Source organism: Mesorhizobium sp. B2-6-1, assembly GCF_006440475.1.
Lineage (GTDB): Bacteria > Pseudomonadota > Alphaproteobacteria > Rhizobiales > Rhizobiaceae > Mesorhizobium.
Map to the genome: position 1 here is coordinate 613,290 of NZ_VFUH01000002.1, position 23,734 is coordinate 637,023.

Below are 23,734 nucleotides of genomic sequence, written 5' to 3' on the forward strand. Positions count from 1 at the left end.
CTGCACTGGCCCGCTTTGGTAATTTAGAATGTGTCGACCAAGGGACGAACGAAGCGCTCGAAATCCTTGTCGAGCGGCCAGAGCGGGCGCGGCGCGTGGATATAGGGGCGCCGCTCTGCCCGCGGCGTTGCCAGCGCGCCTGCATCGCAGACGATGACCTTGCCCGATATCGGCTCGAATGCCGCCCGGAAATGCTGCATCGATTTCAGGACCAACACGCGGCGAGCCGTCGGTTCTATCCCGAAAGCGCGCAATTGCTGAAGGTCGACCATCTGCTGCGCTTCTGAAACGACCAGGACTTCGATCCCGTCGACATCGATTACGGCGGTGGGTCCGAAACTATGGGTGAGCCCGCCCTGAATCGGTCCGTCGCCGACATAGCTGCCCTCCGAAAGCCTGGTCAGCACACCCGTCACCGTTAGCGGGCCACCGCCGAAGTTGGCGTCGCCCTTGCCGCCAATCGTCACCGTCACAGTCTCGCCTTCCCGGTGACGGTGCAATTCATTTGCCGCTTGAGGATCAATCATCGGCGCGAGAACCGCACCCTTTACCCCTGCATCAAGCAGGCCCTTCAACAGCGCGGTCGAGTCGCCGTAGGAGCCGGCGCCGGGATTGTCGGCGTAATCAGCGATAACAAGTGGCTTGTCGCCGCGCCAGGCATGCGCCTCGGCAGCAGCCTCGTCGACCTCGATGAAAACATTGCGCTTCCTGGTCCGGCCCTGCCAGATCCTGTCCGCAAGTTCCTCTGTCACACGCATGGCGGCTGGCTTGGCGCCGGGATCACGGCTGTCATAGGTTGCGAGCACGGTGGGACCGACGCAGGACACGTCGGCGCCCGTGAAGGCTGCATTGACGGAAACCGCGAGCAAGCCCTCGGCCTCGGCCTCGCGGGCGCGGTCATAAAGGGCCAGCGTCTCGGGAATGTCGGTGCGGCCGGAATTCGCTTCGTCCAGCATCGGCACATGCGCCCTGACGGTCCGGGGCGCGATTTCACCTTTCATTGCGCGATCCAGGATACGGGCGGCATGCGCGCCGATTTCGCGCATGTCCACATGCGGATAGGTCTTGTAGGAGACAAGGATCTGCGCGTCCCGGACCATGTCTTCCGACACCATCGCATGAAGATCGAGCGTTACCGCGACAGGAATGTCCGCTCCAAGTTCGGCCCGCAGAAGGCCTAGCAGATACCCTTCCCCGTCCGGGCAAAACTCAGGCACCATCGAGCCATGAAGTCCAAGCAGCACTCCGTCGAGGCGGCTCTTGTTCGAACGCGCTGCCTCCAGGATAATACCGGCGATGTGGTCATAGGCAGCTTTCGTCACCCGCCCCCCGGGCACGGCATGTGCCGAAATCGCGTGGATCACGTTCCAGCCCGCCGGTTCCGCCACATCCATGAATCCGGCAAGTTCGGTATTGGCGTTGCGCCGGGCGCGGATCGCGTCGTCGCCAAGGAGAAGCGTGTCCACCTGAAACTGCGGCAAGTCGGTACGGAAGCGCGAGAACGTATTGCTCTCGTGCATGAATTCGCAGGTAAGGACATTGAAGGTCATGGGCAATTCCTATTGCGCGAGACGCACGCGATGACCGCGGCCGATCTCGACAAGCTCGCTTGACTCGGGTTCTTCGTCGGGGTCCGGACGGCGCGAAATGTCGGGCGAAAAGCGGGCGGCGTCTGGGACGAAGGCAGCATCCGGCAAGGCGCGTGCCCCGGTCAGGATCGCGTCGGGATCGGGAACCGAACCGATCAGGCGACGCGTGTAGGGATGCGTCGGGCGGCTGAAAATCGAATGCCAGTCACCCTCTTCCACCACGCGGCCGAAATACATCACGGCAACCCGGTCGCTAACATGCTCGACCACGCTCAGATCATGGGAGATCATGATGTAGCTCAAGCCCAGCGTTTCCTGCAGGTCCATCAGCAGGTTGATGATCTGCGCCTGGATGGACACGTCCAACGCCGACACCGGCTCGTCCAGCACCAGGATCTTCGGATCGAGCATCAACGCCCGCGCGATGCCGATCCGCTGGCGCTGCCCGCCGGAGAATTCATGCGGATAACGGTCGGCGTGATCGGGCGTCAGGCCGACGCGGGTCAGCATCTCGGCGACGCGGTGGCTGGCCTCGCTTCCCCTGGCGATTCCATGCAGGGAAAGCTGCGAGGACAGCATGCGACCGATGGTCTGGCGCGGATTCAGCGACGCATACGGGTCCTGAAACACCATCTGAGCGATGCGCGCGCGCTCCTTGCGGGCGGGAGCGCCAGGGCCTGCCAACGGCTTGCCCTGGAACAGTATCTTTCCCGAAGTCGGCTCCTGCAGGCCCATCACGGTCAGCGCGGTGGTGGATTTTCCGCAGCCGGATTCACCGACGATGGACAGGCACTCTCCTTCGTTCAGGGTCAGGTTCACGCCCTGAACGGCACGAAGCGTCCGCTTTGGCCCCAACAGTGAGCGACGCGGCAGCGGGAAATGGACGTTGAGGTCGCGGATTTCCAGAAGAGGCTGGTTCATGCGGTCGCCTCTAGACCAAGGCCGCGCGGCGTGGTCAGCGTCGGTGCGTCGCGTCCACGCTCCTCGCTGCCCACGACCTGGTCCAGTTCGGTCAGGCGTGCGCGTCCAACCAGCGTTCGCGACCCCAGGCGAGGGCGTGCCGCGAGCAGGCCTCGGGTATAGGGATGCAGCGGATTTTCGAACAGAGCCTTGGTGTCCTGCTCCTCGACGAGCCGCCCCCGGTCCATGACCCCGACGCGCCGGCACATATTGGCGATCACGCCCAAATCGTGACTGACCAGCAGCACGGCCGTTCCTTCAGCCGTGCAAAGCTCGGCAAGCAATTCCAGGACGCCTGCCTGGACCGTCACATCAAGTGCGGTGGTCGGCTCGTCCGCAATCAGCAGGTCGGGACGGCAGGCCAGTGCAATGGCGACCATGACGCGCTGGCGCATCCCTCCCGACAGTTGATGGGGGTAGGACAGGGCGCGTTCCTCGGGCGCCGGCACACGAACACTTTCCAGTGCCTCGACGGCTTTCCTGCGCGCATCCGACCACCCGAAGCCCCTGTGAACGACGAACATTTCCGCGATCTGACGGCCAATCGCCATCAGCGGATTGAGCGCCGTCATGGGCTCTTGAAACACCATCGCCATACGGTCGCCGCGCAGACGGCGCCTGGCGCGGCTGCCAAGCTTCAATACGTCCTGGCTCCGGAAGAAGATCGAGCCGCCGGTCACCTCCAGCGGGCGTTTAAGCAACCCCATCACCGAAAGGCCGGTGATGCTTTTGCCCGAACCGGATTCGCCGACAAGTCCGTAAGTTTCCCCAGGCAGGATATCGAAAGACACGCCGTGAAGGATTTCGTTCCGCTTGCCGACGCCGATGCGCAAGTCGCGGATGGACAGAACAGGGTCGGGAAGAATGCCGCTCATGCCTGCCTTATCCTCATATGCGGATCCAGCATGTCGCGCAGCCCGTCACCGAGCAGATTGAAGCCAAGGACCGTGGCGAAGATTGCGAGGCCGGGGAACAGCGAGGCCCAGGGGGCGGTGCGGATCAGTTCGCGCGCGTCGGTCAGCATGTTCCCCCAGCTCGGCTGCGGTGGCCGGATGCCGACGCCGAGGAAAGACAGTGCAGCTTCCGCCAGAACCGCGCCGCCGATACCAAGTGTCGCGATGACCAGCACCGGACCGACGATATTCGGCAGTATCTGCGTGCGCATGATGTTGGCGTCGCTGAAGCCGGCCGCCCTGGCGGCCTGCACGAAGCCCTGATTCTTGAGCGACAAGGTGGAGCTGCGGGCGATGCGGCAGGTCCAGGACCAGTTGGTCAGGCCCAATGCGATCAGGAGACTTGGCAAGCCGGGTCCCAACACCGCCATGATGGCGAGCGCGAAGACCAGGGATGGGATCGCCAGCATGACGTTGGTCAGCCCGTTCACCAGGTCGTCCCACCAGCCTCCGAAATAACCGGCCGAAACCCCAAGCGCCATACCGATGCACGAGTTGATCAACTGCGAAACGAGGCCGACGGTCAGCGACACCCTGGCGCCGTAGAGGATACGGGAAAAGACGTCGCGACCCTGCCCGTCCGTGCCCAAAAGATGGTCCCAGCTCGGCGGCATTTCAGAATTCATCAGGTCGGCGTCGAATATCGGGTTGTACGGGGCAATCCAGCCGGCGCTGACGGCTGCGGCGACCACGAGCAACGCCAGCGCCAGGCCAAGGGCGAAATTGAAACGCAACCGCATGGATCAGGCCACCTTGATGCGCGGGTCGATCATGGCATAGGCGATATCGACCAGCATGTTGATGACAAGGAACCACAACACGATCACGATGACCGTACCCTGAACCACGGGAATGTCGCGTGCCGACACGCTGTCGACCAGAAGCGACCCGATCCCTGGCCAGGAAAACAGTTTCTCGATCACGATCGCCTGCCCCATGAGCGAACCGATCTGAAGGCCAAGCGTGGTCAGGATCAACACCAGCACGTTGCGGGTGACGTGACTGCGCACCAGACGCGGTTCGGTCAACCCTTTGGCTCGCGCCGTTCGCACGAAATCCGCGTTCATCACGTCCAGAACGCCAGCGCGGGTGGTTCGCGCCAAGAGCGCCATCGGCGATACGCCGAGCGCGATGGCAGGCAATATGATGTAGCGGATGCCGCCGGGCTGGTAGCCGAAGCTCGGCAGCAGACCGAGCTGCAGCGCAAAGACGTACATTAGCAGCAAGCCTAGCCAGAATTCGGGAACCGACAGGCCGGAAACCGCCAGCATCATCGTGCCGGTGTCCAACACGCTGCCGGGCTTCAGCGCGGCCAGAAATCCCAGAGGAATACCGACTGCCGCGGCAAAGCCCATCGCCGCCAGCGCCAGTTTGATCGAAGGCCAGAGCCGCGGCTCGATCACGTTCCACACCGGTTCGCGGGTGCGGTAGGAAATTCCAAGGTCGAAATGCGCCAGCCCCCACAGATAGTCCCACAGGCGGACCGGCAGAGGCTTGTCCAGCCCGAACTGCTCGTTCAGATGCGCCATCACATCGGCATTCGTGGCGTTGCGCCCCTCCGACATCAGGCTCGATATGAAGCTGCCGGGGACGACGCTGAATATCACGAAAATGATCAGCACGACCGCCAGCAGGGTCGGAATCATCTGCAGCGTGCGACGAAAGATGAAGCGCGACATCCGCGAATCCTGCCTTTCAACAACTGGGCGCCATGCGGCGGGCGAGGAGTGGGCGCCATGCGGTGGGCGGGGCCGTACAAACCGGTCCCGCCCGCCAGCCATGCCATCGCGCTACTTGCGTGATGCGGGTGCGCTGTCGTCGATCCAGATGTCCTCGTAATCCTGGATAGCCAGTTCCGCGCCGTTCGGCTTCAGCCCGTGGACCCATGGCTGGTAGGCCATGACGGCCTTGTTGTAATTGAAGAACCAGACCGGAGCCTCGTCCTGCAGCAGGTTGTTGGCTTGCCTCAGAAGATCGTTCTGTTTGGCCGGATCGGTTTCGTTGCCTGCCTGCTCGATCAGCTTGTCGAAGTCGGCATTGTTGAACTTGACGTAGTTGCAGGCGGTTTGCGATGTCTTCGAATAGAAGCAGTTCAGATATTTCAGCGGATCCGGGCCCGACGAGTTCGACCAGATAAAGGCGTCAAAATTGTCGGACAGGATCTTGTCGGACAGGACCGAGCTTTCCACCGGGTCGGTCGTCACGGTGACGCCCACCTTGGCCAGCATCGGGATGATCGCCTCGACGATCGGCAGGCCCCAGCTTTCGTTCGAGGTCGCGGTGACCGAGAACTTCAGACCGGTCTCGAACCCTGCCTCCTTCAGCAGTTCCTTGGCCTTTTCCGGATCATAGGCATAGGGCTTGGCGTCCTTGTCGAAGGCCGGCGATGAAATCGGCAGCCAGGAGACCGCAGGATAAGCCTTGTTCTTCAAGAGCTTCTCGACAATCAGGTCCTTGTTGATCGCATAATTGATCGCCTGCCGGACGCGCTTGTCCTTGAATGCCTCGACCTTCGGATTGAAGCCGATATTGCGGGTGTAGACTTCGGCCACCTCAAGGATGTGATCCTTCAGCGCCGGATCTTGGCTGTAGGCCTCATACTGCACAGGGCCGAGAACGTTGGTATCGATCTCCGCGTTGCGGAAGGCGACGTCGCGAGCCGAAGCTTCGCCCATCAGCATGATGTCGAGCTTGTCGAGATGCGGCTTGCCCTTCTCATAGTAGCCGTCGAACTTCTCCAGTTCGACCTTCGAGCCCGCGACGTAATTGGCGAGCTTGAACGGGCCAAGGCCGTTCGGCTTGGAAGCGAGCTGATCCTCCGGATAGTCCTTGGAGTAGATCGGCGCATAGTTGGACATCAGGTTCCAGCCCGGATCGGCCAGGTTGATGAAGGTGATTTCGATGGTCCTGTCGTCGATCTTCTTCAACCCGGAAATATGATCGGCCTTGCCTGCCTGAAATTCGGCGACGCCGGCGATCTGCAACATCTGCTCGGCGCCCGGCAGGGCCTTCTTGGGATCGGCCAGACGGTTGTAGGACCAGATCACGTCATCGGCGTCGAGCTTGTCGCCATTGTGAAAGGTCGCTTCCCGGAGCTTGTAGGTATAGGTCTTGCCATCCGCCGACTTCTCTACCGTTTCGGCGAGGTCGAGCTCAGGCTTGCCGCTTTCCGGGTTCCATTTGTAGAGGGAGCGGTTGATCGCTTTGGCCACGATCTCGTCTTGCGTATGCGGTGTCGCCGTGATGTCCAGCGATGTGATGGAGTTGCCATAGGGCGCGGTGAACACCAATTTCCCCCCATCCTTCGGTGTGGCGTCCTGCGCCAGCGCGGCGGTCGCCGTCCCAAGCGCAAGCGCCGCGATCAAGCCAAGTCTGTTCAACATCCCTCAATTCCTCCCTGTGGTTCGTTGTTGATTTCCTGTCAGAGACGGGCCCAGCCGGCATTCCGCCTCAACTTCCTTCATGGACGATGCGACCATCCAGAATTGTCATCTCACAGCGCGTTTCACGCAGGATTGTCTCCGGTGTGGCCGTCAGGAGGTCGTTGGAGAACACGGCGATGTCCGCGAGCATTCCAGGCTCCAGCCGGCCCTTCACCATTTCCGCGCGCTGGGAGTAGGCACCATGTTCGGTATAGGCGCGCAACGCCTGTTCGGGCGTCAGTATCTCGGAAGCGTCCATTACCGTGCCCTTGTGCGTCTTGCGCGTCAGCATGGCGTAGAGGTCCGGGAAGGGATTGGGCGAACAGACCGGCGAGTCGCTGCCGGTGGACGGCTTCATGCCGAGGCGATCCCAGGTTCCGATCGGATAGGAGCGCAACCCGCGCTCCGGCCCGAGAACAGAGACGTAGGCGTCGCCGAAATCATAGATGAAGGCCTGCTGCGGCGCAGGCAGGATGCCTGCCTTCAACATCCGCTGATTGATGGCATCATCGGCATAGCCGCAATGCTCGATCCGGTGCCGGTGCTTGTGATCCGGCCTGGCGGCGCGCACACGTTCATAAGCGCGCACGAGCTGGTCGATGGCGGCATCGCCAATGCCATGGCAGACCATGGTGTAGCCCATTGCGGTGTAGCGGTCGACCAGTTCGAACAATTGAGCGTCTGGCAGCATCCGGACACCGAAATTGTCAGGCTGGTCAATATATGGCTGGCGCATCCAGGCCGTGCGTCCGCCGGCCGAGCCGTCCGTGAATATCTTTACGCCGCCTATGCGGAACATGTCGCTGCCGACCCCGGTAACGAGACCCGCGGCATGGCAAGGCTCGACGATGGACGAACCGGGGTCGCCCAGAAGTGTTGCCCAGACCCGTACCGGGAGCCGGCCGCTGCGCTCGGCCTCATGATAAGCCTCGATCTCGGTCATACCGTCGATCTGGCCAGTGGCCGCGTCCATGCAGGACGTCATGCCGAACCGCAGGAGGTCACGGCCCCCCGCTTCGATAGCATCGAGTATCTCGGCGAAAGAGGGTGTCGGCTGGACGTCGTAGACGAAGTTCTGGGCGTTCTCAGCCAGCATTCCGGTCAGTTGCCCGGCCTCGCGCCCAATGACGCCACCATCCGGATCGGGCGTGTCGATATCGATTCCCGCCAGCGCCAGCGCCAGCGAATTCACGACAGTGACATGGCCGCAGGCGCGCGTGACCGAAACGGGATGATCGGGCAGGGCGGCGTCCAGTTCCTTCACGGTCGGCATCAGTGCGTCGGGATATCGGGTCTGGTCAAAACCCCGCGCGGTCACCCATGCGCCCTTGGGCGTTTCGGCGGCCCGCGCCTGCAACGCAGCCATCAGCGCGCCGCGGGTCGGCGCGGCATCGGGCGTCGCATCGACCTTGCCGCGCAGGAGCCCCGTCGAGATCAGATGCAGGTGCGCATCGTTCAGACCGGGCATTGCGAAGCGCCCGGCCAGATCCACGGCCCTCGTGCCCTTTCCGATCAGGGCCTTGATTTCGGCGTTGGAGCCACTGGCCACGACCTGGTTGCCCAAGACCGCAATCGCCTCCGCGATCGGATTTCCGTAACCGGTCCAAATCTTGCCGCCATGCAAAACGAGATCGGCTTGGTTCTGCGAATTCATGCTGCCTTTTCTTCTCCCCGGCGTTCACGGACGTCGCCGACATAGATTTGACTTTGAGTGGCATTCCGTTTCGCGCGCGGTCAGATTCTTCTCCCGCGCTCGACGTCACGTTCCCCCTGCCACCGGCTCCAGTTGCCAGCTTTTTCGTTTTGCAGACGTTGGGGCGTCGGCGATCACAAGGCCAATTCGGTTTTCGCAATCAAGCATGCAAAATTTGCATAACATAGCAATTATAATGAAATATGTTCCCCATTGCGGTTCGATCAATGCTCGAACGCAGTGGAGGAGAGGCCGCGTGGAAATCAAATGGCTCGAAGATTTCGTGACACTTGCAGAAACATCGAGCTTTTCGCGGGCAGCCGAAATCCGCAATGTCACCCAGTCGGCCTTCAGTCGGCGCATCAAGCAGCTTGAGACGTGGCTCGGAGCACCGCTCATCAGTCGTGCCACCATGCCGGCCGAACTGACATCGGCCGGACGCAATTTTCTTCCGATGGCGCAAGACGCCATCAGGATGTTCTATTCGGTGCGCGAGTCTCTGCGCCCGCCTGCGGAACAGGGGCTTGTACGCTTTGCGGCCCTTCACACATTGACCATCACGTTCTTTCCGGTTTGGCTGCGGGAGGTGCAGCGGAACACTCGCACCTTCGGCACATCCTTCATGGCTGACAGGGGTGGCATCGAGGCGAACCTGGCTGCACTGACCGATGGCGAAACCGACTTCTTCCTGACCTATGCGCACCGTGAAGTGCCGTTTCACCTGGATCGCGACAAGTTTTCTCATCTGGCTATCGGATCGGATCGGCTCATCCCGGTCGCGGCGCCGGAACTGCGCTTCGACAAGTCGACCGTGCCCGCGGCGGGCATTCTGGACAGTCCGGAAACGGCAAAGCGAGCTTTGCCCTATCTGGGCTATGGTTACAGCTCTTTCTTTGGTGTCGCCCTCGGAAAACTGTTCTCGAAGCACTCGCCGTTCCGGCGTCAGACAGTGCATGAAAGCACAATAAGCGCCGGACTCAAGGAACTTGCGCTGACCGGCGCGGGCATCTGCTGGCTGCCAGAAAGCCTCGTCGAGAACGACATCTCCAATGGAGCCCTTGTCATCTGTTCGAATGACAGCACATGGACGCTCGATCTCGAGATACGATTGTATCGCAGCTCGGAGAAGACGCGAAGCACCATGGTAGAGGCTCTTTGGCAATCATCCAAGGCGCTGGCGCAAACGTTGAAGCCCGCCGCGCCAGCCGCGGGCACGGCGACCTTCAGCTCTTCATGAAGCGGAAGGCGCGCAGCACCTCGAAATAGTCGTTCGATGCAAAGGCGACGGCACGTGGCCCGTGCCGGCGCACTCCGGGATACCAGGAGGCGCGATAGGCATCGACGGGGTTGCTGAATTCGATGATGATCTCGACCCTTTCCGGCATTGACGGCAAAGCTTGCCGCGCCCTGTCGCGCAACGCCCTTTCAACGCCCTCGCATATTGCGCCGCGCGCCGCCGCAGGCGCCAGGGAGATGGTGGCCGCGCCGATGCCTTTGAGGGTTTCGACAGTGGCTATCCCCGGGACGAGGGCTCTGGCGTCGGCGCAAATGCCTTCGTCGCCGGAAAGAAATACCGAGCGCACGCCATAGCGCGCGGCGCACAACGCATTCAATGTGAATTCGGACGCTGTTTCGCCATTCAGGATCAGCCGCGATATTCGCAATGTCGATGTGTGTGCAAGCGGGTTGTCCTCGACGCCGGCCTTGGAATGGTAGCCGGTATAAAGCGCGGCATCGAAGCTTTCATCGATCCCGAACATCATTGCGTCCGGATGTCCCGACCAGCCCCTCACGATGCGCGCGAAAGGCGGCATGCGTTCGAGAATAAGGTTGCGCCCGCTGTCATGCGCATCCTTGATCATGATTTCGGTGGCGCCAGCGGCTCGCGCTCCTTCGCAGGCGGCCAGGACCTCCCCGGTCATCAGTTCGCGGAATTCCCTGTGGTCGGCATGCGTTCTTTCCGCCTCGTCCCAGGATTGAATGCCCGCGGTGCCTTCGATATCGGCCGAAATGAAAATCTTCATGCTCAAAGGGGCTCCTTCAGCCAGTCGGTCAACGCCGGAATCCTGCGTCTATTTCGTCCAACCACGCCTTGCGCGGCGCACAGGGCGTTCAGAACGGCCTCGACCGTGGTTTCCACAACCGCTTCGAAAACGAGGTCGATGTATCTGTCATCGACACGCGAAATCGAAATGAACGGTGAAGGCGAGACGTGCGGCAGAGGATCGGCGGTCGTGAAGGCGATGGCGATATCGCCACTGCCGTGTCCCCAATACGAACCGAGGCGGGCAATGCCGGCGCCGGCCCGGCTGGCGGCACGGTTCAATTGCCGGTCGTCAAGAGGAATATCCGTGCCGAGAATGATGATGATCGACCCGCTTTCAGGCTCGCCGAGCCCTTTGGGATCGGCTCTGCGGCCATCCGGGAGGACAAGATCCCCTGCCCTGCCGAAATTGGACAACACCAGAGCGCCAAGCGTGAAGGCGCGAGACCCGATCTCGACAGACCTGGACGCGCTGCCGATACCCGCCTTGAAGCCAAACGACGTCATTCCGGTGCCGGCGCCGATGCTGCCCTGTTCGACCGGACCGGCGCTCGCGGCATCCAGCGCCGCTTCGGCGTCATGCCGGGTGACCGCCATTGCCTGAATATCATTGATGCCGCCGTCGTTGCATTCGCAAACGACGGGATTGACCGTGCTGGTCTTGCGCCCGATCTCCGGGTTGGCGGCAATGGCACGCTTGATCAGCGCCTCCGCACATGGTGCGACCGAGAACGTGTTGGTCAGAAGGATCGGCGTTTCGATCGTGCACAGTTCGGACAATTGCATGAGCCCGACGGACTTGCCGAAACCGTTGATGATATCGACCGCCGCCCTGACCTTGGATCTGAACAGGTCGCCGCCATGGGGCAAGACGGCGGTGACGCCTGTCGCCAGCCCGTCGGCGATGATCGTCTTGTGGCCGACCAGGACACCCGGCACGTCCGTGATCGCATTGTTCGGGCCGGGCGGCAGCCGCCCCATGCCAAGGCCTAAACGCCGTGCCGCGCCCATTTTCACATCCCACTCATCAAGCAAGGGCCGCTCTTCCGGCCGCATGCCCGTTCATCTCTGCAAAAGCTGTCTGGACGTAAATTTCCTGCAGGCGGCGTGTCAATGGACCAGGTTGGCCGTTTCCGATCCTGTGGCCGGCAATACGGATGACGGGGGTGACCAGGCTCGAGGCGGAGGTCAGGAACGCTTCCGCCGCCGAAAACGCCTCCTCTGGCGAGAACGCACGCTCTTCAAACAAAATGCCCTGGTCTTCACATAGACGCGCCACTGCTCGCCGCGTACAGCCGGGCAGGATGGCTTGAGAATTGGCGCGAGTAATGACACGGCCGTCGTGCGTAACGATGAAAGCCGTCGCCGATGCGCCCTCGGTCACCTGTCCACCCTCGACAAACCAGACATCATCGAAGCCTTTCTCGCTTGCAGCATGCTTTGCCAGAACCTGCCCCAGCAGCATGACGGTCTTTATGTCGCGCCGTGCCCAGCGCGGATCAGGCGCCAGGTCGACGGCGACGCCTTCGGCCTGAGCCTTGGTTCCTACGAGTTTGCGGGCGCTTGTGAAGGCGACCATGGTCGGCTCAAGATCATCGGGAAACAGGAAATTGCGCTTGGCTTCGCCGCGCGAAATCTGAAGATAGACCGTTCCTTCATCCAATCCGTTGAGCGAGATCAGTTCCAATTGAATGGCTTCTATCTCAGGCAGCGTCACGGGCATGGGAATACATATCTCGGCAAGCGACCGCTGGAGACGATTGAGATGGAAATCATTGTCTATCAGCCTGCCGCCCATCACGGCGGTCACCTCGTAGACCGCGTCTGCAAAGAGGAACCCCCGATCGAAGAGACCGATGCGCGCCTCGTCTTCGGGCATGTAACGCCGATTGCAATAGACTTGCGCCACTTTGGCCATCCTCGATCCCAGCATCAACTGACTGCTCGATAAATGCCAAGGCAGGTCGGCAAAGACCAATTCAAAAAATGCAATTCGGTATGCCGATACCGTCAAAGCGCAACGGGCACTCCCTGCGACGGCCGCATGATTCACGCCACGAGCGAGCGCAGGTCGCTGAATGGTTTCCTTTAATCCCGCGGAGCCGGACGGGGGCTTGGACGACGCATCGTTGACCTCCCGATATTGACAGGTCGCGGCCATCGATTTAAGTTCGCGTTAGTGGCCACTAACGCGAACTACTGGACAGCGCTCGGAGATCCGACAAGGCGCACGATCTTCGAACTGCTGGTCGAACAGCCCTGTTCGGTCAGCGGACTTGCTCGTGCCCTGCCTGTAACCCGGCCGGCCGTCTCTCAGCACTTGAAGATACTCAAGGCTGCCGGGCTTGTGGCCGACACGCGCTCGGGCAAAGAACGCATATACCGTATCGATCAGGATGGGCTGGCAGGCCTGCGCGCGGAAATCGACCAGTTCTGGAGCAAGACCCTGGCGGGCTACAAATTAGCCGTCGAGTATCCAAAAAAGGACCAAGCATGAGTAAGGACCCTGCACTCGCGCCCGTAAGGCATTTCGTCGTTGTCGAGGCATCCATTGCGCGTGCCTTCAAGGTTTTCACCGAGGATTTCGGGAGATTCAAACCTCGAGAGCACAATCTTCTTGCCGTTCCGATCGCAGAAACGATCTTCGAACCCCGGGTCGGAGGGCACATTTACGACCGAGGTGTGGATGGCAGCGAGTGCCGCTGGGCTCGTGTGTTGGCCTACGATCCGCCCAGCCGGCTGGTTCTGAGCTGGGACATCAGCCCTCGGTGGCAGATCGAGACCGACCCGAACAAGACGAGCGAATGGGAGGTCCGGTTCACGGCCGAGACCGAGAACAGAACCCGAGTTGAGATCGAGCACCGGCATTTCGAGCGCCATGGGGAAGGCTGGGTAGGCGTGAGGGGTGCAGTTGATAGCGATCAGGGCTGGCCGCTCTACCTGCAACGGTTCCACGACTTGTTCAACCATCGGACAGCCTGACAACCGCGTTGCAGTTCATGGGGTATGACTCGCAAGCACCGTATCGCCCACTGAGATTCCAGGAGCAGAGACAATATGGAAGTCTATTGGTTAAGCATCCTCGGCGTGCTTACGCTTTGTTTGCTGTCGGTGGTGTTGGCAGTCTATTCCGGTTCGTCTAAGGGATTTGCAGGGGTGCTTTCAGGACCGGTAGTCCCGGCGGACGACCACAACCCGCTCTACAGGATCGACCGCGTCCACATGAACTCGGTTGAGGCGCTGGCGCCCTTTGTCGTGCCCGCGGTGCTGGCGATGATGGTTGGTGTTGGACCGACCACTTTGGCGACGCTTGTGGGGCTGCACCTGGCGATACGCCTGATTCATCTGGGAATCTACCTACGTGGCGGAAACGCCGCAAAGGGAGGCAGTGTCAGGACGGTTCTGTACGTTTCGGGAGCGCTGGTTACGCTTGCCCTTATTCTTGTGACTGGATGGGCAGCACTCCATTGACGCGTTATCGGCAGTTATCGGAGGCTACATCCGTTATAGTCCGCGTCCGGCATCCCCGTTCGGCAACAGCGCCACCGTCTCGGCCCAGGCAACTTTCGGGACCATTATGCGGTTTTTTTCAAAAAGTGCCCTAGCCGCTCCAGCCAAGGCATTTTTTCGTTGCAGCCGATCGGCATTCTCCCACCCCCATCGGTCCCGCTGTTATGTGTTATTTTTGCTACATGTCGCTGCTCATGACTGGGAAAACCCATTTAGAGTCGCCTAAATTAATATTCGCTCACGTATTTTCTGAATATATCGGGTAATTCGGCAATGGTGGGCCTGGGGTTGGCCCGCTTAAGCGCCTTGAGGAAGGCGTTGGGGAAACGGGTGGGCTAAATGAATAGAACTGGCATGTCGGCCATAGGCAAGCGCCTTGGTCTTTTGATGGCGGCTACGATGCTGACTTGCGGGGGGGCGAACGCCCTCACGCTCAAGGAGGCCGTGGCGGTAGCGGTCGAATCCAATCCGGAGATCGGCCAGGCGATAGAAAATCGCGAAGCGATCGAGTTCGAATTGCGTCAGGCAAAGGGCCTCTATTTGCCCAGCGTCGACCTGCAGGCGTCGGCTGGCGCTCGCCGTCTCGACAATTCGTCACGGCGCGCACTCTCGATAGAGGACGACGCGCTTTATCCGGCAGAAACCGACCTGACCGTTTCGCAGACGCTCTATGACAGCGGCGCAAGGCGCGCAGAATTGAACCGCCAGGCCTCCCGCGTCGATGGCGCGTCGTTTCGAGTGCTGGAACGGTCGGAATTCATCGGCCTCTCTGTTGTCCAGGACTACCTCGAATACATGCTCCAGGCTTCGATTGTTGCCGAGGCAAAGAAAAACCTGGGCTTCCATCAAGCAATCCTCCACGACATCCAGGAAGGCATTGCCGGCGGCGGGTTGAACGAAGCCGACCGGCAACAGGCCGAGGAGCGGCTGTTCGCGGCCAAGGCCCGCATGCAGGAAGCGTCGGAGGAACTGGAGGCCGCGCGGATACGGTTTTTCAAGACTGTCGGCAAGCCGCTGACCAATGCAGCGAGGCCGGCCGACGTGTCCGGCACGCTGCCAAGGTCGCTGGACGATGCGCTGGGCCTTGCGCGCGAGAGCAACCCGCGCGTCCACATGGCCAACAGCGATATTGCCGCGGCGGCCTCGCTGGTGGACGCGGCGCGCGCGAAATACGGCCCTTCGATCATTGCCGAAGGCTCTGCCCGGGCGGGCTACGACATTGACGGCGACAATGGAGACGCATCCGATCTGCAGGCACGTCTGGTGTTGCGCTGGAATCTCTATCGGGGCGGCATCGACAAGGCCAATGAGCAGGAGCAGATCCGCCGCACCAGCGAGCAGCGGCTCGCGATGCACCAGGTTCTGCGAGAGATCGAGGAAGCCGTTCGCACGTCATGGGATCGTCGCTTCCGGCAGGCCGATCTGGCCAAGACCCTGAAGCTACAAGCAGCCTCCAACGAAAAGCTGGTCGCGTCCTATCGCGAACAGTTCAAGGTCGGTCAGCGCTCGTTGCTCGACGTGCTCGATGCGCAGAACACGCGATTCAACACCGCGACACTGGCCGACACCGCGTCCTACGCATCCCTTTTCGCGCAATATCGGCTTCTGGCGGCGACCGGGCAGTTGCTGAAAACGATGGACGTCCACCCGCCAAAACAGGCTACGGCATACGCGCGGACCGAGTTCGCCGCGCCGGAAACGGCCGACACCGAAACCTATGCGCGCACGCCCTCGGAACAGAAAAACGACGTGCCGTTCGATATTCTGGCACCGGTCAGGAAAAAATAGGCGGGCCTAAGGATCGATCGAGAGTCCCCGCGGGCGGATCGTGAACCAGCAACCCAACATCCTGTCACCGAAAGAGGCTTTCAAGGCCTGCTTTTCGGCCGTCGCCGCATATCTCGGCCGCCCCAGCGCCGAAACCGTGCTCTTTGCCGGCGTGCCGCTGGCGGAAACGCGCATCGACATCGACGCGATCCGGCATCTTGCCGAGCGCGTCGGCCTTGAAATAACCGAGTTCAGCCATCGCGACTTTGTTCGGGGGCGCATCGACCTCCCCGCGATCGTCTTTCGCGTCAGCCAGCTGCCGGTCGCGCTGCTGGCCGATGGTGAAGCCGGCGAATATTTCACCGCTCCCCAGGAGGACGGGCGCACCACGATCAGCCGGTCGGAACTGGCCAACAGCTATATCAGCGGCGGTGCGTCCTTCTCGATCACCTACGCCAACGCGACGGAGGCCATGAGCGTCGGCTCGGCGCCGAAAATCGAGCGGCGACATTGGCTGACGGGAACGATGGGGCCGTTCTGGCGCACCTATTCGAAGGTTGTCCTGTCGGCGGTGTTCATCAATCTGCTCGCCATCGCCTCGCCGATCTTCACCATGAACGTGTACGACAGGATCCTGCCGAACAAAGCGATATCGACGCTCTGGGTGCTGGCCATCGGCATCGGCGCGGTCATCCTGTTCGATCTGCTGCTAAAGACCTCCCGGGCATCGCTCATCGACTATGCCGGGCGCAAGGCGGATCTGCGCATTTCATACATGCTGTTCGAGAAGGTGCTGAACTCGTCTCTGGCGGCACGGCCGGGCTCGACGGGCGAATACGCAAATCGCGTGACCCAATATGAATTCGTGCGCGAATTCTTCACGTCCAACACCATCAGCGTGTTCATCGACACGGCTTTCGTGTTTGTTTTTCTCCTCGTCATCTATGCGATAGGCGGCTGGCTGGTCATGATACCCGCGCTGGCCTTCGTCGCGTCGGTGATCGTCGGACTGGTCACGCAGCGGCGCATCGGCAAGCGTGTGGCGGCCTCCATGAACGAGGCCTCGCAGCGCCAGGCGCTGCTGGTCGAATCCATTTCCACGCTGGAGACGATCAAGTCGCTGCGCGCCGAAGCCTACCTGTTGCGAAAATGGGGAGAGCATTCCAAAAACGCCTCCAACACCTCCGAGAAGATCAAGCAGCTTTCGGCCGCCGCCGGCAATATAACGCAGGCCATCCAGCAGCTGGTCACCGTCGCGCTGGTGGTGGCCGGCGCCTACGCCTTCTCCGAAGGACATGTCTCCACCGGAGCCATCATCGGCACCGTCATGCTGGCCAGCCGGGCTGTGGCCCCGCTCGGGCAGATCGCCATCACCTTGTCCAGATTGCGCCAGGCCATGCTCTCTTTGCGGATGGTGAATTCGATCATGGCTCAGCCGGAGGATCGTCCGGACACTGTGGGCTTCGTCAACCGGCCCATCCGCAACGGCGCCATGGTGTTCCGGAACGTCGGCTTTACCTATCCCGGCTCCGAGAACGAAGTCCTGACCGGCCTGAATTTCTCCGTGAAGCCGGGGGAGCGGATCGGCATCATCGGCCGCATAGGATCGGGAAAGACGACGATGGGGCGGCTGATCGGCAGGCTTTTCTTGCCGAGTTCCGGCGAACTGCTGCTGGACGGCATCGACATCCGTCAATACCACCCCTCCGAGGTTCGCGCCGCCGTCGGCATCGTCGCGCAGGCGAACGATCTGTTTTCAGGCACCATCAAGGAAAATCTTTTGATGGCCTGTCCGGAGGCGACCGATGAGCAGATCGTCGAAGCGGCCAAGGCCGCCGGCGTCGACGATTTCGTCTCCCGCCACCCGCGTGGCTATGACATGAATGTCGGCGAGCGCGGCACCAATCTCTCGGGCGGCCAGAGACAGACGATGGCGATCGCCCGGCTGTTGCTGACGAAACCGAAAGTCGTCTTCCTGGACGAGCCGTCCGGCTCGATGGATCTGGCTTCCGAGCGTCAACTGATCAAGCAGCTCAAAGTGGCTTTCGATCGAAACACCACGCTGATCGTCTCGACGCACCGCTTCAGCATGCTCGAACTTGCCGACCGGCTTATCGTCATCGAGCAAGGCAGGATCGTTGCCGATGGACCAAAGGACCAAGTGATACAGGCGCTGCAGAAAAAAAGCACCTGAAGAACGAAAACTATCAAAGTATTCAATGCGTTGGGGCCGTGGGAAATGCTTGCAAGAGAAGACCGGCCGCCGCTCTTTGCGTCGGCGTCCATATTTATCATAGGTGCACTCTTCGTGTCTTCCGTCGCTTGGGCGTCCTTTGCCGAGGTGGATGAAATCGCACGCGGCGACGGCAAGGTCATACCTGCTTCCAAAACGCAGATCATCCAGGCCAGCGAGCCGGGCGTCGTCCAGGAAATTGCCGTCAAGATCGGGCAGGTCGTGAAGAAGAACGACCTCATCATCCGCCTCGACAATACGTTCAACACCTCCAGCCTTGGCGAGCAACAGGCCAAGGCACGGGCATTACAGACCCGCATTGCACGGCTGAAGTTCGAGCAGAGCGGCGATCTGCAAGGCGAATTTCCATGTCCAGCCGAAATCCAGAAAGTCGCCCCGGAAATCTGCGACAACGAGCAGAAGCTGCTCGTGGCCCGCCGCGACAACTTCGAAGTCAAGCTGTCGGTTCTCAAGTCGCGCCTCGATCAGCGCGAGAAGGAATTGGACGAGGCGACCGCCAATTCCGATCGCCTCACGAAGAATCTGGTCGTCAGCGACCAGGAGGCAAAGCTGGTCGAAGCCATGGTCAAGAAAGGCCTGATGGCGCGAACCGAGCAACTCCGGGTCGAACGCGAGCAGACCGAGCTCAATGGGCAGCTGACGCTTGCTGGAGAAACCACCAAGAAAGCCAAATCGGCTATCACCGAGGCCCAGCTTCAGGTCGACGAGCTCGGCCTGCAGCTGCAACAGGAGGCGCTGAGCGACCTCACGCAGGCGCTGGCTGACCTCTCGGTGGTCGATGAAACCATTCGCGGCGCGACCGACAAGGTGGCCCGCACCGACATCCGTTCTCCAGTCGACGGTATCGTCAACACGCTTGACATCAATACGGTTGGCGCCTTCGTGCAGCCCGGCGCGGTGGTCGCCGGCATCGTTCCGACTTCGGAGACCTTGCTGGTCGAAGCGCGGGTTTCGCCCCGCGACGTTGCCTTCATCCGGCCGGACCAGGAGGCGCTGATCAAGGTCACCGCCTATGATTTCTCGATCTTCGGCGGCATCGAAGGCAAGGTCTCGAACATCACCGCCGACAGTCTCGTCGACCAGAAGACAGGCGAGCCCTATTATCAGGTGCGCGTCGCGACCGACAGGTCGACGCTGACGCGGGATGGCAAGACCTATTCCATCATCCCGGGCATGATCTGCTCCGTCGACATCAAGACCGGCCGCAAGACGATCCTGACCTACCTGCTGAAACCCATCAACAAGGCACGAGAGGAGGCGATGAGTGAACGATAGCGCCACGCCTCCCGCTGTTCTCGAGCGGTTGCTCGTGCCGATGGCCACGGAAGACCTCGGCATGGAGTTCCGGGTTGTCGCGCGCCGCGGCATCCGCCGCGGCATCCGCCTGGAGCGGACGTTCTGGACGTCGCTCAGGCAGATGGCGGAAAGCCGCAAATGCACGATCGGCATGCTTGTCGATGAGATCGCCGAGAGCCAGCCTCCGGCCGGCAATCTGACGTCGGCGATCAGGGTTGCCTGCATTCGTGACTTGACGGAAGAAAACCTGACGTTGAAGAGGCTTGCATCGATCAGGACGATCACCGCGATACTGGTCGCCTGCCCCTCGCCCGCCTTCGCCCTTTCATCGTCGAAAAAGATCCTGACCTTCAACGCTCCGTTCCAACAATTGGTAAAGCGCCAATTGCCGACGGCGCCGAGCGATGACGGGCGTCAGGATCTCAGGCTGGCGCTCGATCTCAACGTGGCGGACATCTTCGCGCGGCTGGATGCCAATGGCGAGATTCCGGTCGCCAGCGGGTTCGTCATCGGCGCCGGCGAACGCCGATATCGCGGCCAATTGAATGCCGTGCGAGCACCGCTGGTCGGGCAGGACCTGCTGATGGCATTCGTCAGCGGCTAGCAGCAGTTCCAGGAAAAGTGCGAAACGCTTCCCGGGAAAAGCGTGTAGCGCTTTCCCTTGGGAATTGCGCAAAACAAAGAGATAGAGCGGTTCGGCGTTTTCCATAAAAGCCGGCGAACCGCGGTTGCTCACCGACGGGCAAGCGCTCCAGAAGCCGTGTCGGGCTGCAATCCCTCGCCGGGCGCGACGCCTGCAAAACCGCCCTTGATCTCCGCGACCTGCGCGCTGCCCGATCTCGAACCATGGATCCAGGCTCGGTCCGTGCTGAAGGAATAAAGCGGCACATAATCGGGGAGATCGCTGTCGCGCAGCACGGTGTTGTTGAGGCTGTCGAGAATGAACACGCCACTTGCCGTGCTTACCGACAGGACCGCATGGAAGAATCCCCGCCTGCGATCCTGGAGAACAACCAACGCCATGCTTTGCGCGGGGATGCCGGCCCTCAGCAGCGCCGTCATCTTCAGTATGACGAAATCCTCGCAGTCGCCGGCGCGCTTATCGAGCACCTCGGTGGGCTTTGCCCAGTAATCGAGCTTGCCATAGATGACGCTGTCCTTCCTGTAGGCGATCAGGTGATTGATGCCGCTGTTGACGAATGACAGTTTCTCGCTGAACCCTTTGCCCTGTGCCGACGAGATCAGCCTGGCAAAAGCCGCGCTCTTCTGCTCGCAGGCACTGCCCGCCGAGCAGCCGACAATTGCTTGGTAGACCGGTGCCCACCGCGCGGCGACGGGAAAGTTATGCATGGACAACGCGACCGAGCCGAACACGCCGGGGATAATCGTTGCCGTCTTGATGGGATCAATTCCGGCATTCGCAGGCGCCGGCGCAACGCCCGCTTGGGCATCGTCGATCGTGTAACTCATGGAAACCAGGTCGGGCTGGTATCCTACCGCCGATCGCCAAGGCTGGAATCTTTCCAGGGAAACGCCGCCCAGGCTGGGCGGCATCCGCACGTCTTCAACAAGCCCGCCGACCGAAGCGGTGTCCTCTAAATGGACGCTCGCGAGCGATGGCTGCGGCAGGCCTGCGAGGCTGATCGTCAGCAAGAGTAGCTTGAGGCCGGCTGTTCCCGGCGCGGTTTTTTCTTTTTTCATAACGCCCACCTTTTGACTGTGGACGGTACCGATCTTGTCTCAAATTATTGGCAATGAAGGTAGATAATGGCGACGAAACTTGTTTCCCCTATTTTTCGTAAAATTTTATTTGAATTTATACTTCTATTTACCATGCAACCGGGGGCGAGGCCTCATCCGCACTGGCACCTATCGACTTATATAACAGAATATATGCTCCCAGTTTACCACGCGTAAAAAATGCCATTGTAGGCATATAATGGTATATAAAGTAGATTGACGGACGGTTGCAAAGTAATGGTTGCCGCTGTCTCTTTCGGGGAAATGCCGGAGGGGTACAAGCAATGACCATCAATAACGAATTGGACGCCGTTTCGGGTTCGTGGGACGAGCATTCCATGGCCAGTGAACGTCACGACCAGACCTCGCCGGCAGAGTTCCAGGTCGCACAGGCGGCTTCGACGCAACAGGCCGCGCCGGCAGCGGCCGAACCAGTGCCGGTCGATGTGGGCAGTGGCGCGCCGGCGGAAGCACCCGCGGAGGCGAAGGCCCAGGCGGCAGCCGCGCCGCACGAATACGTCGCCGACGCCGGCAACGTCGTGAAGCTTCCGGCGAACGTCTCGATCGACAACATCAAGGTTGACGGCCACAATCTCGTGCTCGAACAGGCCGACGGCTCGGTCATCGTGATCAAGGACGGCGCGCTCAACGTGCCGACCTTCGTCCTTGGCGATGTCGAGGTGCCGCGCGTCGCCTTGATCGCCGCGCTCGAGGCGAGCCATGTGGATGTCGCCTTCGGCGCCGATGGTTCGATGTCGGCTGGCCCTGGAGGTTCGACCTCGAGCGCCGGTGGAAATTTTGAAATTCCTCCTGGCGGCATCGGCGATGGATTTGATCTTTCGGCGCTCTTGCCGCCGACCGATCTGCAGTTCGGGCAGGCCGAGAGGCGGGAACTGTTCCTTCCCAATGCGAACCCGGAATTTGGCGATCTCACCGTCCGCGTGTCGGAAGAAGGGCTTTCCGGCGCAAACCCGGACGGCGATCCCGGCTCACCCTTCGACGAATCGAATCTTTCGGTGATCAACGGCAGCTTCGGCGCTACGGATCCCAATGGCGATCCGCTGACCTACGGCCTCGGAGTGCCTGCCACGACGCTTACCTCGCACGGCACCGACGTCGTGTGGGAACTGGTCGATTCGACGCATCTCGTCGGCAGGGTCGGATCGGACGTCGTGATCAGCGTCACCATCACGGATGCGAGCACGGGAACCTTCCAGATCGCCCTGCTCGGTCCCCTCGACCACCCGCTGGCCGGTTTCGAGGATGACCTCTCCATCGTCGTCCCGGTTACCGTGCAGGATCCGTTCGGCGGCTCGGCAACGGCCAACATGACCGTGATCGTCGAGGACGACAGCCCTGCCCTGACGGTGGGCAACACGGCAGCCAGTTCCGCGGTGCTCGATGAAACCAATGCCGGTTCGCCGGCCGGCTTTCCGATCGATGTGACGAGCGCCAACCCGATTATTTCCGTTGCATCCAATTTCGGTGCCGACGGGGCCGCCGCCGGCGGCGGCATCGCCTATACGCTGGGCCTGACCGGCAATGTCGCATCGCTCGATTCGGGCCTGAAGACGGCCATTGGCGATTTTGCGATCACGCTGCTGCAGACCAATGCGACGACGGTCACCGGCACTTATCAGAACGGCGGCACCCACACCGCCTTTACCATCGTCATCAACGGCAATGGCACGCTTACGGTCACCCAATACGCTCCGCTGGAGCACACTGTCGATGGATCGAGCGCTGCTGCCCATGACGACGTGCTGACCCTCTCGGGCAAGATCACAGCCTCGGTGACCGTCACCGACTTCGATGGCGACAGCGCATTCGGCGGTGCCCAGATCGGCGGCGCGATCCAGTTCCACGACGATGGACCTTTGGTGACAGTCGTCGCCGACGCCGGCGCCGTGGTCTCACTCGACGAAACGCAGGCCTTGAGCATGGCGGCTGCGATCAACACAGGAATCATCGTCAAGGGCGATGATCCCGATATCGGCGGTACCGGGGCGATCACCTCCGGCACCAGCAACGGCGCCCTGGTCAATGTGACGGCGCTGTTCGGCGGCGACGGCCCGGCGGCAAGCACCGCCACGGTCTATCAGCTGAGCGTCACGAACGCCGTTTCCGGCCTGACCGTCACCGACGGCTCAACGATCACCTTGCAGACGCTTGCGAACGGAGTGGTTGTCGGAGTCGTGCAGGGCGGCGCGTTCAAGGGCGAGGCCGCGTTCGCGCTGTCGATCGATCCGGCCACCGGCAAGGTGACCGTCGAGCAATATCTGTCGCTCCAGCATTCCGACACCGGTAATCCCGACGACACGGTTGCACTCACCGCCGGCTCGCTGGCCGTGAAGGTCACGATCACGGATAGCGATGGCGACTCCGCCAGCGCCAGCGCCGACGTCTCGGGCCAGATCAGTTTCGACGATGACGGGCCGAAGGTGACGGCTGTCGCCGCCACCGGCGTTACGGTAGCGCTTGACGAGACGGCGACCACGAGCACCCC

20 protein-coding genes are annotated in these 23,734 nt (G+C 61.2%); 9 read left to right on the plus strand and 11 right to left on the minus strand.

Features of this window, described 5'->3' with window-relative positions; all coding sequences use genetic code 11:
• Positions 1-23: 23 nt before the first annotated feature.
• The 7 genes from FJ443_RS07655 to FJ443_RS07685 form a co-directional block, all read right to left on the minus strand.
• Positions 24-1,550 (minus strand): M81 family metallopeptidase, encoded by a 1,527-nt coding sequence (locus FJ443_RS07655; RefSeq protein WP_140663370.1) that lies wholly within the window; start codon positions 1,548-1,550, stop codon positions 24-26.
• Between the two features lie 9 nt (positions 1,551-1,559).
• Positions 1,560-2,510: an ATP-binding cassette domain-containing protein gene (locus FJ443_RS07660; RefSeq protein ID WP_140663372.1), complete on the minus strand. Its 951-nt coding sequence runs from the start codon at positions 2,508-2,510 to the stop codon at positions 1,560-1,562.
• Positions 2,507-3,424 (minus strand): ABC transporter ATP-binding protein, encoded by a 918-nt coding sequence (locus FJ443_RS07665; RefSeq protein WP_140497349.1) that lies wholly within the window; start codon positions 3,422-3,424, stop codon positions 2,507-2,509. The genes FJ443_RS07660 and FJ443_RS07665 overlap by 4 nt, the downstream gene beginning before the upstream one ends.
• Positions 3,421-4,242: an ABC transporter permease gene (locus tag FJ443_RS07670; RefSeq protein ID WP_140497347.1), complete on the minus strand. Its 822-nt coding sequence runs from the start codon at positions 4,240-4,242 to the stop codon at positions 3,421-3,423. The genes FJ443_RS07665 and FJ443_RS07670 overlap by 4 nt, the downstream gene beginning before the upstream one ends.
• A 3-nt stretch (positions 4,243-4,245) precedes the next feature.
• On the minus strand, positions 4,246-5,181 hold the full coding sequence (locus tag FJ443_RS07675; protein WP_140497345.1) for an ABC transporter permease: 936 nt from the start codon (positions 5,179-5,181) through the stop codon (positions 4,246-4,248).
• 111 nt (positions 5,182-5,292) lie between these two features.
• A complete protein-coding gene (locus FJ443_RS07680) occupies positions 5,293-6,885 on the minus strand; it encodes an ABC transporter substrate-binding protein (RefSeq protein WP_140515182.1) in 1,593 nt (530 codons plus the stop codon).
• Positions 6,886-6,952: 67 nt separating this feature from the next.
• Positions 6,953-8,578 (minus strand): amidohydrolase, encoded by a 1,626-nt coding sequence (locus tag FJ443_RS07685; protein ID WP_140663374.1) that lies wholly within the window; start codon positions 8,576-8,578, stop codon positions 6,953-6,955.
• A 295-nt stretch (positions 8,579-8,873) separates the two neighbouring features.
• On the opposite strand from FJ443_RS07685, the gene FJ443_RS07690 reads away from it, so the two are divergent.
• Positions 8,874-9,854 carry a LysR family transcriptional regulator gene (locus FJ443_RS07690; RefSeq protein ID WP_140497338.1) on the plus strand — a complete coding sequence of 327 codons (981 nt, stop codon included), beginning with the start codon at positions 8,874-8,876 and terminating at the stop codon, positions 9,852-9,854.
• On the opposite strand, the gene FJ443_RS07695 is transcribed toward FJ443_RS07690, so the two are convergent.
• From FJ443_RS07695 to FJ443_RS07705, 3 genes are read right to left on the minus strand one after another with little or no spacing between them, the layout of a single operon-like run.
• Positions 9,841-10,641, minus strand: a complete 801-nt coding sequence (locus FJ443_RS07695) for a M55 family metallopeptidase (RefSeq protein ID WP_140525154.1) — start codon at positions 10,639-10,641, stop codon at positions 9,841-9,843. The two genes, FJ443_RS07690 and FJ443_RS07695, sit on opposite strands and share 14 nt — an antisense overlap.
• Positions 10,642-10,643: 2 nt before the next feature.
• Positions 10,644-11,672, minus strand: a complete 1,029-nt coding sequence (locus FJ443_RS07700) for a P1 family peptidase (protein ID WP_140663376.1) — start codon at positions 11,670-11,672, stop codon at positions 10,644-10,646.
• A gap of 16 nt (positions 11,673-11,688) precedes the next feature.
• The gene (locus FJ443_RS07705; RefSeq protein ID WP_140498074.1) at positions 11,689-12,579 is read right to left on the minus strand and encodes a D-amino-acid transaminase; all 891 of its coding nucleotides are present in this window, start codon (positions 12,577-12,579) and stop codon (positions 11,689-11,691) included.
• 261 nt (positions 12,580-12,840) lie between these two features.
• On the opposite strand from FJ443_RS07705, the gene FJ443_RS07710 reads away from it, so the two are divergent.
• From FJ443_RS07710 to FJ443_RS07740, 7 genes are all read left to right on the plus strand, one after another.
• A complete protein-coding gene (locus FJ443_RS07710; RefSeq protein ID WP_210239498.1) occupies positions 12,841-13,158 on the plus strand; it encodes a metalloregulator ArsR/SmtB family transcription factor in 318 nt (105 codons plus the stop codon).
• Entirely contained in the window at positions 13,155-13,643 is a 489-nt protein-coding gene (locus FJ443_RS07715; RefSeq protein WP_140515178.1) for an SRPBCC family protein, read from the plus strand. Before FJ443_RS07710 ends, FJ443_RS07715 begins: the two co-directional genes overlap by 4 nt.
• A gap of 75 nt (positions 13,644-13,718) precedes the next feature.
• Positions 13,719-14,132, plus strand: coding sequence for an MAPEG family protein (locus FJ443_RS07720; RefSeq protein ID WP_140515177.1), 414 nt, complete (start codon positions 13,719-13,721; stop codon positions 14,130-14,132).
• Positions 14,133-14,510: 378 nt separating this feature from the next.
• Positions 14,511-15,959 (plus strand): TolC family protein, encoded by a 1,449-nt coding sequence (locus tag FJ443_RS07725; RefSeq protein ID WP_140663378.1) that lies wholly within the window; start codon positions 14,511-14,513, stop codon positions 15,957-15,959.
• A gap of 40 nt (positions 15,960-15,999) precedes the next feature.
• The gene (locus FJ443_RS07730) at positions 16,000-18,132 is read left to right on the plus strand and encodes a type I secretion system permease/ATPase (RefSeq protein WP_140564444.1); all 2,133 of its coding nucleotides are present in this window, start codon (positions 16,000-16,002) and stop codon (positions 18,130-18,132) included.
• Between the two features lie 45 nt (positions 18,133-18,177).
• Entirely contained in the window at positions 18,178-19,467 is a 1,290-nt protein-coding gene (locus tag FJ443_RS07735; RefSeq protein WP_140497322.1) for an HlyD family type I secretion periplasmic adaptor subunit, read from the plus strand.
• A complete protein-coding gene (locus tag FJ443_RS07740; RefSeq protein WP_140515174.1) occupies positions 19,457-20,092 on the plus strand; it encodes a ribbon-helix-helix domain-containing protein in 636 nt (211 codons plus the stop codon). Before FJ443_RS07735 ends, FJ443_RS07740 begins: the two co-directional genes overlap by 11 nt.
• Positions 20,093-20,220: 128 nt before the next feature.
• On the opposite strand, the gene FJ443_RS07745 is transcribed toward FJ443_RS07740, so the two are convergent.
• Complete coding sequence (locus FJ443_RS07745) at positions 20,221-21,189, minus strand: transglutaminase-like cysteine peptidase (RefSeq protein WP_140555703.1); 969 nt, start codon at positions 21,187-21,189, stop codon at positions 20,221-20,223.
• Between the two features lie 323 nt (positions 21,190-21,512).
• Between FJ443_RS07745 and FJ443_RS07750 the strand changes: the two genes are divergently transcribed.
• Positions 21,513-23,734: DUF5801 repeats-in-toxin domain-containing protein (locus FJ443_RS07750; protein ID WP_210239601.1), on the plus strand; the 2,222-nt coding region annotated here is incomplete at its 3' end.

What these genes read in the sequence shown, in the direction of transcription:
- FJ443_RS07655 (WP_140663370.1), bottom strand. Translation starts at nt 1,550, where the DNA reads ATGACCTTCAATGTCCTTACCTGCGAATTCATGCACGAGAGCAATACG.
- FJ443_RS07660 (WP_140663372.1), bottom strand. Translation starts at nt 2,510, where the DNA reads ATGAACCAGCCTCTTCTGGAAATCCGCGACCTCAACGTCCATTTCCCG.
- FJ443_RS07665 (WP_140497349.1), bottom strand. Translation starts at nt 3,424, where the DNA reads ATGAGCGGCATTCTTCCCGACCCTGTTCTGTCCATCCGCGACTTGCGC.
- FJ443_RS07670 (WP_140497347.1), bottom strand. Translation starts at nt 4,242, where the DNA reads ATGCGGTTGCGTTTCAATTTCGCCCTTGGCCTGGCGCTGGCGTTGCTC.
- FJ443_RS07675 (WP_140497345.1), bottom strand. Translation starts at nt 5,181, where the DNA reads ATGTCGCGCTTCATCTTTCGTCGCACGCTGCAGATGATTCCGACCCTG.
- FJ443_RS07680 (WP_140515182.1), bottom strand. Translation starts at nt 6,885, where the DNA reads ATGTTGAACAGACTTGGCTTGATCGCGGCGCTTGCGCTTGGGACGGCG.
- FJ443_RS07685 (WP_140663374.1), bottom strand. Translation starts at nt 8,578, where the DNA reads ATGAATTCGCAGAACCAAGCCGATCTCGTTTTGCATGGCGGCAAGATT.
- FJ443_RS07695 (WP_140525154.1), bottom strand. Translation starts at nt 10,641, where the DNA reads ATGAAGATTTTCATTTCGGCCGATATCGAAGGCACCGCGGGCATTCAA.
- FJ443_RS07700 (WP_140663376.1), bottom strand. Translation starts at nt 11,672, where the DNA reads ATGGGCGCGGCACGGCGTTTAGGCCTTGGCATGGGGCGGCTGCCGCCC.
- FJ443_RS07705 (WP_140498074.1), bottom strand. Translation starts at nt 12,579, where the DNA reads ATGGCCAAAGTGGCGCAAGTCTATTGCAATCGGCGTTACATGCCCGAA.
- FJ443_RS07715 (WP_140515178.1), top strand. Translation starts at nt 13,155, where the DNA reads ATGAGTAAGGACCCTGCACTCGCGCCCGTAAGGCATTTCGTCGTTGTC.
- FJ443_RS07720 (WP_140515177.1), top strand. Translation starts at nt 13,719, where the DNA reads ATGGAAGTCTATTGGTTAAGCATCCTCGGCGTGCTTACGCTTTGTTTG.
- FJ443_RS07725 (WP_140663378.1), top strand. Translation starts at nt 14,511, where the DNA reads ATGAATAGAACTGGCATGTCGGCCATAGGCAAGCGCCTTGGTCTTTTG.
- FJ443_RS07735 (WP_140497322.1), top strand. Translation starts at nt 18,178, where the DNA reads ATGCTTGCAAGAGAAGACCGGCCGCCGCTCTTTGCGTCGGCGTCCATA.
- FJ443_RS07745 (WP_140555703.1), bottom strand. Translation starts at nt 21,189, where the DNA reads ATGAAAAAAGAAAAAACCGCGCCGGGAACAGCCGGCCTCAAGCTACTC.